At 66.2% G+C, this 13,240-nt stretch carries 9 protein-coding genes; 1 reads left to right on the forward strand and 8 read right to left on the reverse strand.

Features of this window, described 5'->3' with window-relative positions:
• The first annotated feature begins 24 nt into the window (after window positions 1-24).
• Window positions 25-1,476 carry a sulfatase-like hydrolase/transferase gene (locus ACWPMZ_RS09905; protein ID WP_455703841.1) on the forward strand — a complete coding sequence of 484 codons (1,452 nt, stop codon included), beginning with the start codon at window positions 25-27 and terminating at the stop codon, window positions 1,474-1,476.
• 50 nt (window positions 1,477-1,526) lie between these two features.
• Here ACWPMZ_RS09905 and ACWPMZ_RS09910 read toward each other — a convergent pair whose 3' ends face one another.
• The 8 genes from ACWPMZ_RS09910 to ACWPMZ_RS09945 all read right to left on the reverse strand — a co-directional run bounded on the left by ACWPMZ_RS09910 (window position 1,527) and on the right by ACWPMZ_RS09945 (window position 13,195).
• On the reverse strand, window positions 1,527-2,897 hold the full coding sequence (locus tag ACWPMZ_RS09910; RefSeq protein ID WP_455703842.1) for an MFS transporter: 1,371 nt from the start codon (window positions 2,895-2,897) through the stop codon (window positions 1,527-1,529).
• Window positions 2,898-2,955: 58 nt separating this feature from the next.
• Complete coding sequence (locus ACWPMZ_RS09915) at window positions 2,956-3,630, reverse strand: retropepsin-like aspartic protease family protein (protein WP_455703843.1); 675 nt, start codon at window positions 3,628-3,630, stop codon at window positions 2,956-2,958.
• A gap of 39 nt (window positions 3,631-3,669) precedes the next feature.
• Window positions 3,670-4,602, reverse strand: a complete 933-nt coding sequence (locus tag ACWPMZ_RS09920; protein ID WP_455703844.1) for a DUF5996 family protein — start codon at window positions 4,600-4,602, stop codon at window positions 3,670-3,672.
• Window positions 4,599-5,585, reverse strand: a complete 987-nt coding sequence (gene egtD / locus ACWPMZ_RS09925) for an L-histidine N(alpha)-methyltransferase (RefSeq protein WP_455703845.1) — start codon at window positions 5,583-5,585, stop codon at window positions 4,599-4,601. Before egtD ends, ACWPMZ_RS09920 begins: the two co-directional genes overlap by 4 nt.
• The gene (gene egtB / locus ACWPMZ_RS09930) at window positions 5,582-6,817 is read right to left on the reverse strand and encodes an ergothioneine biosynthesis protein EgtB (RefSeq protein ID WP_455703846.1); all 1,236 of its coding nucleotides are present in this window, start codon (window positions 6,815-6,817) and stop codon (window positions 5,582-5,584) included. Before egtB ends, egtD begins: the two co-directional genes overlap by 4 nt.
• Window positions 6,818-6,922: 105 nt before the next feature.
• Window positions 6,923-8,698: a diguanylate cyclase gene (locus ACWPMZ_RS09935; RefSeq protein ID WP_455703847.1), complete on the reverse strand. Its 1,776-nt coding sequence runs from the start codon at window positions 8,696-8,698 to the stop codon at window positions 6,923-6,925.
• Window positions 8,699-8,813: 115 nt separating this feature from the next.
• On the reverse strand, window positions 8,814-10,187 hold the full coding sequence (locus tag ACWPMZ_RS09940; protein WP_455703848.1) for a class II 3-deoxy-7-phosphoheptulonate synthase: 1,374 nt from the start codon (window positions 10,185-10,187) through the stop codon (window positions 8,814-8,816).
• A 95-nt stretch (window positions 10,188-10,282) separates the two neighbouring features.
• A complete protein-coding gene (locus ACWPMZ_RS09945; RefSeq protein WP_455703849.1) occupies window positions 10,283-13,195 on the reverse strand; it encodes a M16 family metallopeptidase in 2,913 nt (970 codons plus the stop codon).
• Window positions 13,196-13,240: the final 45 nt, after the last annotated feature.

The following is a 13,240-nucleotide window of genomic DNA, read 5'->3' on the forward strand; positions in this document are numbered from 1 at the left end:
CTGAATTACCTGAAGGGACGCCCAATGACCGAAACCATTTTCCCGTCAGCAATTACCCGCCGCGCCGCCGTCGGCGGGATGGCTGCAACCGCCGCCCTCGCGGCCGGACCGGGCTTCGCCCACACCCCGGCGCGCAAGCCGAATTTCCTGTTCATTATGGCCGACGATTTCGGCTGGGCCGACCTGTCGTGCTACGGCCGCCAGGAATACCGGACCCCGGCGATCGACAGCCTCGCGGCGCAGGGCATGAAATTCAACCACGGCTATGCCAACAGCGCGGTGTGCAGCGCCACGCGCATGGGGCTCATCACCGGCCGCTACCAATATCGCCTGCGGTCCGGGCTGGAGGAACCGATGGGCGGGCCGGTCCACGGGCTGCCGCCGGAGCACCCCACCCTGCCCTCGCTGCTCAAGAAGCAGGGATATCGCACCGCGCTGATCGGCAAGTGGCACCTCGGCAACCTGCCCACCTTCGGTCCACTGAAAAGCGGATACGACGAGTTCTGGGGCAACCGGGGCGGCGGCGTCGATTACTTCACCCACAAGGTCGGCGGCCAGCTCGACGTGTGGGACGGCGACGTGAAGGTCGAGCAGATGGGTTACTACACCGATCTGTTGGCGGACCGGTCGATCAAGTATCTGGAGGACCGCGCAAAGGAAAAGGACAAGCCCTGGCTGCTCAGCCTGCATTTCACGGCCGCGCACTGGCCGTGGGAGGCGAACGACGCGAAGGGGCGCGCGGAAAGCGCCCGACTGGATGCGAAGAACACCGGGCAGTCCGCCAACGGCGCGGATTCCGCGCTGCACATCGCCCATTACGACGGCGGCGACATGGAAACCTATGCCGGGATGGTCACGTCAATGGACATGAACGTCGGGCGGATCCTCACCCGGCTGCGCGACCTAGGCATGGAACGCGATACGGTGGTGGTCTTCACCAGCGACAATGGCGGCGAACGGTTCAGCAACAATTGGCCGTTCACTGGAATAAAGACCGAGCTGCTCGAGGGAGGGCTGCGGGTGCCTTTCATCGTCAAGTGGCCGGGTCTCGTCGCGCCCGGCAGCGAGAATGATTACCCTGTCCTGTCGATGGACTTCCTGCCGACATTCCTAGCCGCCGCGGGCGGCGCGCCAGACCCGCGCTATCCCGCCGACGGGGTGGATATCCAGCCCGCGCTGGCAGGTGCGGCGCTGCCCGAACGGACGCTGTTCTGGCGGTTCTGGAACAAAGACCAGAAGGCCGTGCGTCGCGGGCGCTACAAATACCTGTCGATCAACGGCAACGAATACCTGTTCGATATCGTGGCCGACCCCCGCGAGCGCGGAAACCTGGCCGCCCGGATGCCGGACAAGTTCGCCGAACTGAAGGCCGCATTCGCCGACTGGAACAAGGACATGGTCCAGTACGACAAGGCCGTGTCGAGCTTCGGTTGGGGTCCGGCCGAACTGGCCGACCATTACGGCATCAACGACTGAGGTTGAGGGGGGAGCCGGGCGGCGAGCGGGACATCCGCTGCCGCCCGCTTTCAGTGACTGATGGCGGCGCGCTTGCGAGGATAAAGCACCGGAGCGACGAAGCCGAGCAGGATCACGAGCAGGCCCACACACACCGCCAGCGCGGCGACGCCGGCCATGATCGTTTCGAGCGGCATCATCATCCTGAGCGCCATGGCACCGGCGAAAGGCGCCATGACCATGCCCGAAATGCGGCCCCACCCGCCGGCCCAGCCGATCCCGGTGGAGCGCATCTCGGGCGGGTAGCTGAGGGTCGCCAGATTGTTGAGCCCGGTCTGCCCGCCCACCTGCGTGAAATTCCACATGATCAGCGCGCCCAGGAACACGCCTGAGCTGAACGGCACGTTCCCCAGCACAACCAGTGCGATCGCCTCAACGAAGTAGAACAACGCGATCAGCCAGTAAGGGTTGAGCCGGTCCATCAGGAAACCCATGATCAGCGTGCCGGTCGCCCCGCCGATGAAGCTGATCATCGCCGAAACCGCGAATTCCTGGATCGGGATGCCGCCGATTTCCTGGAAGAAGGTCGCCATCCAGTTCTGCAACAGGGCGATATTGCCCAGCGACAGGAAGCAGGCGACCCACAGGATCAGCGTCTGCGTCAGGAACTTGGGCTGCAACAGCGCCAGCGGGCCCAGCTTGGTCGACGGCGGCGCCTCGTCCCCCATATGGAAGGCTTCGCCGCCCTGGATCGGCTGGTTGGCGCCGATCGCCTTGATGGTCAGCGGGATTTTCGGATCCTCGCGATTGCGCACCATACGAAAGGCGAGCGATTCGGGAATGGCGGCAAGCAGAGGCAGCGCCAGGAAGCCCAGCACGCCGCCGACCCAAAAGCCGATCTGCCAACCGTACAGGTCGAGCAGCCAGGCCGCGATGATTCCGCTCGCCGCATTGCCGCCGGAAAACCACACCAGCGCAATGGCCATGAACGCCGCGCGCCAGCGCTTGGGTGTCATTTCGGAAAGCAGCGCCAGCGCGATCGGAAGCATGGCGGAAAAGAAGATGCCCGAAAGGCCCCGGACGATAGCCATGTGGGTGACCGTCTGCGCGTAGGCGCCCACGATCGACAAAACGCCGAAGCCGAATGCGCAGACTGCCAGGACCGGGCGCCGCCCGATCCTGTCGGCCAGCGGGGGCATGAGGAACGCGCCCACCGCCATGCCGACATAGGTCCAGAAGATCACCGTTTCCATGTCGGCCGGCGCGGCATTCAGCCCCGTGGCGATCGCCGGCAGGATCTTGCCGAAGAAGTACATGTCGAAACCGTCGATGAAGAGCACCAGCGAGCAGACCGCCAGCATCAGGATTTCGCGCCAGGTAATCGGGCGGTCGTCCATCCACGCTGCGACGTCGAAGCGCCGTTCGGCTGCCGCCGTGGCCATGCGTCCCTCTCCCCTGGACTCTGTCAAAAAGGGAGAGTGACCGTGCGAAGGGCCGCCGTCAATCGGCGGTTTCGAGTTCCGGCTGGGGATTGTGCGGCACCAGGATCAGCTCGTTGTTCTCCACCCGCCACGAGGCGAGGCGGCTGAGCAGATTCATGCCGATGACGTTGGTGTTGCCGAGGCCCGGTGCGATCACCGCATCCAGCCCGCGCGCCGCGACATTGCCGAAGCGCAGTTCGTCCAGCGTGGTCAGTTCGGCCGAGACCGAGCCATTGGCGGTCTGCATGATGACCGGGAACCCGGCGTTCTTTGGTTCCAGGCCCGCCCGGTCGGCCGTCTCGCGCGAGACCGCCGTCAAGGTCGCGCCGGTATCGACGAGGAAGCGGACCGGCACCCCATCGACCTCGCCGCGCAGCCAGAAGTGGCCGTCGGGCGCCAGCGGCACGCGGGTCTCGTTGCCCTCCACCACCTGCTGCGGCATCCCGAGTTCGGGCACGGCCATCTCGAAGCGCGGATCGATCCGCGAGATCTGCAGCACGACCATGACCAGCACGCCCATGAGGCCCAGGGTGCTGGCCATGCGCAGGCTTTGCCCCAGTGCGGGCAGGCGGCGCATCACCAGAGAGCCGAGCACGCCCATGATCATCGCCGCGAGCGCCGCCAGCAGCAGCCCCGACTTGGGCAACGCGCGCACCGTCGCGGCCAGTTGTTCGAAGATCGGAGCGATGTCCATGCAGGGTATATAGGGCGGCGCTGCTTGCCTTGCGATGACTTAGAGCGGCGGCGGCCGGCCGAACGTCGCGGGCTCGGCTCGGGCAAGGTCGGGCGGCCAGTCCAGCCGCTTCGCACCCGCCGCGTAAGTCGATTCAAGGAAGCTGCGCAGTGCGGCGTCGGGGTCCGGTGAACGGCGCACCACTTCGTATGGCAGGACGAACTCACCGAGCCCCTCGTCCCAATAAGCTCCGTCCGGCGCGACAGGGCCTTCGGACAGGCCCTCCGGCGCAGGGTAGGCGTAGGCATAGAAGGCCGCCTGTCCGAACCCACCGTTGCCAGGCCAGAAGCCGGCGCTGATCTCTTCCGCGCTGTAGGCCTCGCGCGTAACCGGGTCGGGCAGGTTGGGAATGCCGCCGGGGTGCGCGGGCGCGGGGCGGCCGGAAAACCGCGTCACGGCCAGGTCGAAGCTGCCCCAGAACAGGTGGCTGGGGGAGGACTTGCCGCTGTAAAGCGAGCGAAACTCATTGAAGACCCGGTCGGCGCTGAGGAACGCCCGGTGCAGCCGTATCGCAGCATCCGGGTCACATTCCCTCGGGCGGTCGTCGCCAGCGAAAGGCAGGGGATCGGGCAATTCGTTGGGCCCGCCCCACAGCGGCGCGGGCAGGCCCATCGAAACCAGCAGCGCCGAAAGCTCGGCATGAACCGCTGCGATCGTCTTGCCGGCGACGGACAACTCCTCCGCAGCGCCGGTGTCGCAGGTAACGCGGATCGCCCCGGCGAGGAAATCGAGTTCCGCCGCAAAGTGCCGGCCGCCAGCCGGGATCGAGCGGGTGATCGCGCCGCGCGGGGTCATCCGCAGCGCGACATGCCAGCCATGGTTTACCCAGGGATGAAGCCGGGTGGGTAACTTGCCGATTAGTTGCAGCAGCAGGTGGAGGCTCTCGATCGTCCCCTCGTCCTGCGCAAAATCGAGCTTGGGCCAGTCGCTCACGGGGCGCCGCGCGGCACGGTCCAGTCGGCGAGGATCAGCGAGAACCGCCCCTCGCCATCGGTCCAGCGGTGGACCGGCGTCCATCCCCCGGCCAGAAGCAGGGTGTTCTGGCTGCGCAGGTCGAACTTGTGGCTGTTTTCGGTGTGGATGGTCTCGCCCTTCGCCATTTCGAAGCGATTGTTCGAAACCTCGAACCTGATGTCGTCGCTAGCCTGGAGATGCATTTCGACCCGCGCGAACGTGTCGTTCCAGCGCGCGACGTGGCGCAGCTTGTCCACCGGAATCGTGCCGCCCAGCTCGCGATTGATCCGATGCGCCAGGTTGAGATTGAACGCCGCGGTCACCCCCTGCGCGTCGTCGTACGCGGCTTCCAGCACCGCCGGGTCCTTGATGAGGTCCATGCCGATCAGCAGTTTCGCGCCGGCTCCGAGCGTTTCGCGCATCGAGCGCAGGAGGTCGACCGCCGTGCGAGCAACCATGTTGCCGATGGTCGATCCGGGAAAGAAGCCGAGCTTGGGCATGTCCGCCACCGCATCGGGCAGGGTGACCGCGCGCATGAAGTCCGCCTCGACAGGATGCACCGGCACATCGGGAAACTTCGCCGACAGCTCAGCCGAGGATTCGCGCAGGAAGTCCCCCGAGATGTCGAGCGGGACATAGGCTGCCGGCTGGATGCAGGAGAGCAACACCGGGGTCTTGACCGAACTGCCCGAGCCGAATTCGACGACTGCCCGGCCCGGCCCTATCAGCGATCCGAACTCGCTGCACCGCTCGCGCAGGATCTCCGTCTCGGCACGCGTCGGATAATATTCCGGCAGGCCAGTGATGTCCTCGAACAGGCGTGAACCGGCTTCGTCATAGAACCAGCGCGCGGGGACGGCCTTCTGCGGCTGCGCCAGCCCGGCCAGCACGTCCGCGCGAAAGGCCCGGTCGACGCCGTCCTCGTCGCGATCGACGAGCGCGAGGCCTTCATGCGGACTCACAGGTCGCGCGCCAGGCGCAGGCCGGTGAACTGCCAGCGTTGTTGAGGGTAGAAGAAGTTGCGATAACTCGCCCGCGAATGGCCGCGCACGGTGGCACAGCTTGCGCCCTTGAGCACCCACTGGCCGGCCATGAACTTGCCGTTGTACTCGCCCACCGCCCCTTCCGCGGTCCGGAAACGCGGATAGGGCAGATAGGCGGACCGTGTGAACTGCCAGCAATCGCCGAACAGCGCGTCGCTGCCTCTGGGTGTCGGCGGCGCCGCCTCGTCGAGCTGGTTGCCCCCGTCCGGATCGTGCCCCTGCAGCGCAATCGCCTCCCATTCGAACTCGGTCGGCAGGCGATGGCCAGCCCAGGTCGCGAAGGCATCGGCTTCGTAATACGAAATGTGCGTGACCGGCGCGAGCGGATCGCGCGGTTGCCAACCCTGCAGCGTGAACTGGTCATCGCCCCGCCAGTAGAGCGGCGCAACGATCCCGCAGCGCTGGACCCAGGTCCAACCGTCGGACAGCCAGTGCGCGGCGGTCGAATAGCCGCCGTCGGCGATGAATTCTTCCCACTCCCCGTTGGTGACGAGCCGCCTGGACAGCGCGAAAGGCTCAAGCAGCACGCGGTGCCGCGGGCCTTCGTTGTCGAACGCGAAACCCGCGCCGTCATGGCCGATCATCCCGATGCCGCCCGGATGTTCGTGCCAGCCTTCGGTCGATCCGGCGGATGGTTCGGGCGAACCTTCCCACATCGCGGGCCCGAGCGGGTTCTGGAACAGCGCATGCTTGATATCGGTCAGCAGGAGCTCCTGGTGCTGCTGTTCGTGCGCAATGCCCAGTTCGATCAGGTCCGTATGAGCCGGGTCGGCCAGCAGGTTCTCCATTGCCGCATCGACGTGATGGCGCCAGCCGAGCACGTCGGCCACGCTGGGCCGCGAAAGCAGCCCGCGCTTAGCGCGCATGATGCGTTCGCCTTCCGCCTCGTAATACGAGTTGAACAGGTACGGCCACTGTTCGTCGAACAGGCGGTATCCGGGCAGCCGGTCCCGCAGCAGGAAGGTTTCCCAGAACCAGGTCGTGTGCGCGAGATGCCACTTGGTGGGACTGGCATCGTCCATCGACTGAATGGTCGCATCCGCTTCGGAAAGCGGAGCCGCGAGCGATTCGGACAGGGTGCGCGTCGTGCGAAACCGGTCGGCGAGGGGTTGGTCTTCATGCGCCGCTGTGCGCACACCCGCTTCGGGCAAGGTCGTCTCCTCTGAGCCGGTTCCATCGGGACAATGGCGGGGTTGGATGACGATGAAAAGACCGACCGGGAAAAAAGTTTCCCAAATGTTCCGACAGCACGACTGTCAGGCCGCCTTGCGCACCCGGTTGCGTCCGTCATCCTTCGCGAAATAGAGCGCCTTGTCCGCACGCACCAGTAGATCGCTCGCACTCTCGTCGGAGCGGCGGCAGGCCAGTCCAACACTGACTGTAACCGGCGGAAGACCACTCCTGCCGGTATTGCCCGCAATGGCCTGGCGCAGGCGCTCGGCCAGCCGCGCAGCGCCCGCCTCGGCAATCCCCGGCAACAGCCATACGAACTCCTCCCCGCCCAGCCGGCCGACCAGATCGTCGGCCCTCACCATGGCCTGCGCGATCCGCGCCACGCGCACCAGCACCTCATCCCCTACTCCGTGGCCATGCCTGTCGTTGACCTGCTTGAAATGGTCGATGTCGAACATCACGAGCGAAAGCGGCGTGCCTTCGCGGCGTGCCTGGAGCAGCATCTTGTCGAGCGTGGCCAGCGCACAGCGCCTGTTGGCCATACCGGTCAGGACATCGGTGTTGGCCAGCCGTTGCGCCTCGGTAGCAAGGCGCAGGGCATCGGCGCGTTCACGATCGAGCGATCGCTCGCGGATGCGCTGGTCGGTGACATCCATGGCCACGGCGAAGATGGCGCTGCGCCTGTCACCGCTGAACTCGTTGAAGGCATTCATCCGGAGGATCTTCTCGTGTCCGACCGGCGGCTGAATGCGGTAGTCGAAACTGTAGGGTATACGGCTTTCCCGGCGGGCCGCGATCAGGCCGAACAGCTCGGTCCCGCCGTCGGGCAGGAGTTCGCGAATGTCCCCGGGATCGGGCGCGTACCCCGGCGGCAGGCCGTTGAGCGCCAGCATCTGTTCCGACCAGTTCTGTTCGCCCGTGCGGCAATCGAGCCGCCATCGCCCCATCCCTGCGAGCGTTTCCGCCAGCTTCAGGATCGTCATGTTGGCACGCAAGTCGTCGTTCCGCCTGCGCAGCGTCCTCTCGAGCCGCTGCCGCGAGATCAGCGCGGAGGCGAGCGGCAGCGACGTTGCCAGCATCAGCAGCATGTAGGCTTGCAAGGCCAACCCGGCGAGGAATGGCGACAGGCCGAATGTCTCCGCCTGAACGAAACCCAGCCTTTCGCCCACCGTCGCGGTCGCGGCAAAGCCCAGGACCGATGCGGCGGCACCCATCTGCCCGCTTTTGAGCACCCCGAAGACGAGACCGCAGAACAGGAGCGGGATCGTGGCAAATGAGTTACCCGTCAGGACGAGGGCCGACAGCACGACCGCCGACACGAACACGACGATCACGTTCGCCGGGGGATTTCGCTGCAGCGTCTGGGTGCGCTGTTCGCCGCCATGCAGGAGCTGCCGCACGTAAACGATGATCGGCGTTCCAACGAGCATCCCCAGCGTCGTCGCGAGGAACCACCAGACCTGCTGGCCGAGACCGCCGTGCAGGCGGAACGGCAGGGCAAGCAGCGTACTTGCAGCGCTGGCAGCCAGCGCGGCGAAGAATATTCCCGTCAGGTGCCGCATCGTCTGCGGTACGTCATGGCGGCCCAGCACCCTGCGCCCGATCGAGACGCAGACCACGGCCTCGGCCAACTGTGCGGTCGCGAAACCGGCCGACCGGCCGAGCGGAATGCCGAACAGGAGGCTGGCGGCGAAATTCGCGCAGAACAAGGCGATCAGGAACGGCGGCCATTCGTCTCGTCTGCGCTGCGCGAGCGCGGCGACGGCAACCGCGCTCGGCAACCAGAGGAGCAGCACGCCGTGCCCGCTTTCCCGCACGCCGAGCGAGGCGCAGGCAAGAACTGCCCACGCAGCTGCCATCCTTGCGGGGCATTTCCACTGGCTCAACAACTGCAGGGTTCCGACCTCCGTATCGAGGTGGAAGCTCTACCGCCGCTTGGTTAGCGGGCCCGCGCCGGGCCCCTAGGCAAAAACCCTAGGCAGCATCCCGCTGGCGCTCGACCGATTCCAGGTTGAGCATCTCCGCGATCAGGAACGCCAGTTCGAGCGACTGGGCCGCGTTGAGGCGCGGATCGCAATGGGTGTGATACCGATCGGCTAGGCCCGCATCGGTGATGGCCACCGCGCCGCCGGTGCACTCGGTCACGTCCTGCCCGGTCATCTCGATATGGATGCCGCCGGCGTGGGTCCCCTCGGCGCGATGGACCGCGAAGAAGCCCTTCACCTCGGTCAAAATGCGGTCGAACGGGCGGGTCTTGTAGCCGCTGTCGGCCTTGATGACGTTGCCGTGCATCGGGTCGCAGCTCCAGACCACGGGATGCCCTTCCGCCTTCACCGCGCGGACGAGCCGGGGCAGGCCGGCTTCGACCTTGTCGTGCCCGAACCGGGTAATCAAAGTCATACGCCCCGCCTCGCGCGCGGGATTGAGCGTGTCGAGGAGGCGCAGCAGGGCGTCCGGCTCGAGGCTCGGGCCGCATTTCATGCCCAGCGGATTGCCGACCCCGCGCAGGAACTCGACGTGGGCCGATCCTTCGAAGCGCGTCCGGTCGCCGATCCACAACATGTGCGCGCTGGTGTCGTACCATTTGCCAGTGAGCGAATCCTGCCGGGCAAGCGCCTGTTCGTAAGGGAGCAGCAGCGCTTCGTGGCTGGTGTAGAAGTCGGTGCTCTTGAGCTGCGGCACCGTCGAGGGATCGATCCCGCAGGCTTCCATGAAGTCGAGCGACTCGCCGATGCGGTCGGCCAGGTCGGCGAACTTCGCGGCCCAGGGGCTGCGGCCCATGAAATCGAGCGTCCACTGATGCACCTGGCGCAGGTTGGCATAGCCGCCCCCGGCGAAGGCGCGCAGCAGGTTGAGCGTCGCGGCGCTCTGCGAATAGGCCTTCACCATCCGCTCCGGATCGTTGACCCGCGCGGCCGCTTCGAACTCGATCCCATTGACGCTGTCGCCGAGATAGCTCGGCAGGGTGGTTTCGCCCTGCGTTTCCATCGGCGCGCTGCGCGGCTTGGTGAACTGGCCCGCCATGCGGCCAACCTTCACCACCGGGCGCTTGCTGGCGAAGGTCATCACGACGGCCATCTGCAGAAGCACGCGGAAGGTGTCGCGGATGTTGTTGGGATGAAACTCGGCGAAGCTTTCGGCGCAATCGCCGCCCTGGAGCAGGAAGCCGTGCCCGGCCGCGACGTCGGCCAGCTGGGCGGTCAGCGCGCGCGCCTCGCCGGCAAACACCAGCGGCGGATAGGTGGCGAGGATCCCTTCGGTGCGGGCGAGCGCCTCGCGATCTTCGTACTGGGGCAGGTGCTTCGCTTCGCACGCCTTCCAGCTGTCGGGTTTCCAGTCCTGTGCCACGTAAAAGCCTTCCAGATGCCTTGGCCGATGGTTGCGGGGAGCGGCGCGTTTACGCCCCGCCCCGCCCCATTGCAAAGGTTACATCTGGTATCGAATCAGCGGCCGGCGACTGCCTGTGTCTCGCCCCGCGGAAGCACTTCGATGCGGAAACTGCGGCCCGGCACCAGATATTTCGCGGCGAGCATCTGCAGTTCCTGCGGGCTCGTCTGCGTGTAGTCCACGAGGAGCGAGCGCAGGTTGTTCACGTGGTTGGCGTCGGCCGTCGAACCTTCGAGCTGGTTGAGCCAGAAGGTGTGACCCGTCTGCAATCGGGCGATCAACTGGGCCATCGGCTCCGTTGCGCGCGAGAGTTCCTCGGCCGTCGGCCCGGTCGCCGCGAGGTCGGACGCGATCTTCTCCGCCATGGTGAAGAACGACGAGACCTTCGCCACCGGGATATTCGCGAGCGCGACGATCTGGCCGCCGCTGTCGATGTCGGTCGGCCAGTCGGAGAACACCTGCGGCGAATAGGCATCGCCCGCATTCTCGCGCAGGGCATCGAGCAGGCGGTTGGAGAAGACCTGGGTCAGCAGATCGACCTTGCGACTTTCCGGGAGCCCGGCAGAGCCCGCCCCGCCTTCCCAGGCGATGACCGCGGCGGCCTGGTTGGAATCGCCGGTATGGCGGAGCGTGACCGTGGGCTTCCCGGCGGGAAACTCGGTCTTGCGCGCCAGGGCGGTGGCGGGGATCGGCTGACGCGTAGGAAGAGCGCCGAACGTGCGCGAGATCGCCTCGACCGCGGCATCCTTGTCGATATCACCGAACACGTCGACTTCGACCGGACCCTGGGCGAGCAACGGTTCCCACACCTTCTGGAAGCCTTCCACCGTGGCGCGGTCGAGCGCTGCCGGGTCGGGCGTAGCGAAGCGAGGATCGTTGTTGCTCAACAGGTATCCCAGGTCGCGGTTGAGCACGCCGACGGCATTGATGTCGTAACTGTCGTAGGCGAGTTTGGCAGAGGCCAATGCGCGCTGGATCGGCCCCGCGTCCCACCGCGGCTGCGCCAGCTTGAGCGCGAAGAGATAAAGCTGGTCGGCCAGATCGTCTTTCCGGGTCAACCCCTCGAAGACGAAGACGCCGTCCTCGATCTTGAACGAGAAGCCGAGCTTCCGCCCGCTGGTGACGGCGTCGATCTCGTCCTGGCCGAGTTCGCCCTCGCCGGCGCTGACGAGCGCCAGTTCGCCCAGCTTGGCATAGACCGCGTCCTGCCCGGCGAAACCGCGCCAGCCGCTGCCGAAGCGGACCCTGACGGTCACGCGGCCCGGCTCGTTGCCGCTGTTCCAGACCATCGCCTTGACGCCGTTGGGCCAGTCGTACTGCTCGATGTCGTAGACGCCGATGCTCGTGCGCGTAACCGGATCGACCTTGGCGCCGATCGGGGGAAGATCGGCGAACGACATGGCGGCGGCGGACAGGCGGCCGCTTGCGTTAGCCACTGCCGTCTGCCGCAGCGCGGCGGCAATATCCGCGGCGTCCGCCTCGCCCACGGCCGGCGTGAGATAGAGAGCGCGGATCACGTCGCCCTTGTAGAGCGCGCGGGTGTGCTCGAGCACTGCCTGGGGAGTGAAACGCGGCTCCATCTCGCGGAACAGTTGCAGGAACAGGTCGGGCGTACCGACTGCTTCGCCGATATCGATCGCGTTGATCACGTCGTCGGCCAGTTGCGACCCGGCCTGAACCGGACGCTGCTCGACCTGGTTGACGAACGCCACCTCCAATTGGGCGCGCTCGCGGTCGATCTCCTCCTGCGACGGCGGCTCGGTAAGTGCATCCGCGATCACCGCACGCACGTCCGCCAGGGCGGCGCGCCAGTCGGAATCGAGCGGGGCGAAAGTCACGAAGGTGCCCGAGACCGAACGGCTGATGTCCTGATTGTCGGCCTGCGCGAACAGGAAGCGCCCGCCGTCGCGCGCACGCTTCTCGAGCCGGCGGTTGATGATCATCTGGCCGATTGTGTCGATCAACCGCCCGCGGTTGAGCTCCAGGTTGTCGGTCACCTGAACGTAGGGCTTGGCATAGATATAGGTGAAGGCCCGCGGCTGGCCGGGCTCCACCAGGACGCGGGTGTTGCCCACCGGATTGGCAGGGTCGACGCCCGCTTCGGCCTTGATGACGCCGAAGTTAGGCGCGGGGGTGCGCGTTCCGCTGACCTTCCAGTCGACGAAATACTTCTCAATCAGCCCGGCGAGCAGCTTCTGGTCGACATCGCCGGCGGCGACAACGACAGTGTTTTCCGGCCGGTACCAGCGGTTGTGGAACGCCTTGACCGATGCAGGAGTCGCCTTTTCCAGCGCCTCGACCGTCCCGATGACGCCATGATCGGCCAGGAGCGTGCCTGCAAACAGGGTTTCCCTTGTGGCGTCGCCCAGCCGCTCTTCCGGCCCGGCCCGGTCGCGCCGTTCGGCCAGTACGATCGGCACGTCGGCCGAAACCGCCCGCTGCGACAGGGTCGGCTCGCGCACCATGCCGCTCATGTACTTGATCGCCAGATCGAGCGTCTCGGGCTGCGCGTTGGGTAACGTCAGCTTGTAGACCGTATGCGTCGGCGAGGTCTCGGCATTGGTGTCGCTACCAAAAGCCGCGCCCCAGCGCTGAAATGTCGGGATCGCCTCGCCAAAGCCGAGATACTTGGATTCGCGATAGGTCAGGTGCTCGAGCAGGTGGGCAAAGCCTTCCTCGCCCTTGCGTTCGTGCAGCGAACCGGCGTCGATCCTGATCCGCAGCACGACCTGGCCCGGCGGCACGCCGTTGTGCCGCACCGCATAGCGCACTTTGTTGGGCAGTTCGCCGAACAGCCATTCGGGATCGATGGGAATGTCGGTTCCGCGGAAAATCCACGGATCGTTCGGCTGCGAATAAAGCGGCGTCGCGCTGGTTGTGGCAGGTGCCGCCTGCTGCGCGGCGAGCGGCAGCGGGGCGATCAGCAGGAAGGGAGCGAGAACGCGGAACGCGCGCGGTAGGGAAGTCATCGACCCCGCCATATCGGGCAAGGCGATGAAGGGACAGTGAATAGT

The sequence above is a fragment of the Tsuneonella sp. HG222 genome (assembly GCF_053819185.1).

Bases quoted from the DNA above. Each gene is read 5' to 3' on its own strand.
- ACWPMZ_RS09935 (WP_455703847.1), bottom strand. From the start codon at position 8,698: ATGGCAGCTGCGTGGGCAGTTCTTGCCTGCGCCTCGCTCGGCGTGCGG.
- ACWPMZ_RS09905 (WP_455703841.1), top strand. From the start codon at position 25: ATGACCGAAACCATTTTCCCGTCAGCAATTACCCGCCGCGCCGCCGTC.
- ACWPMZ_RS09915 (WP_455703843.1), bottom strand. From the start codon at position 3,630: ATGGACATCGCTCCGATCTTCGAACAACTGGCCGCGACGGTGCGCGCG.
- ACWPMZ_RS09910 (WP_455703842.1), bottom strand. From the start codon at position 2,897: ATGGCCACGGCGGCAGCCGAACGGCGCTTCGACGTCGCAGCGTGGATG.
- ACWPMZ_RS09945 (WP_455703849.1), bottom strand. From the start codon at position 13,195: ATGACTTCCCTACCGCGCGCGTTCCGCGTTCTCGCTCCCTTCCTGCTG.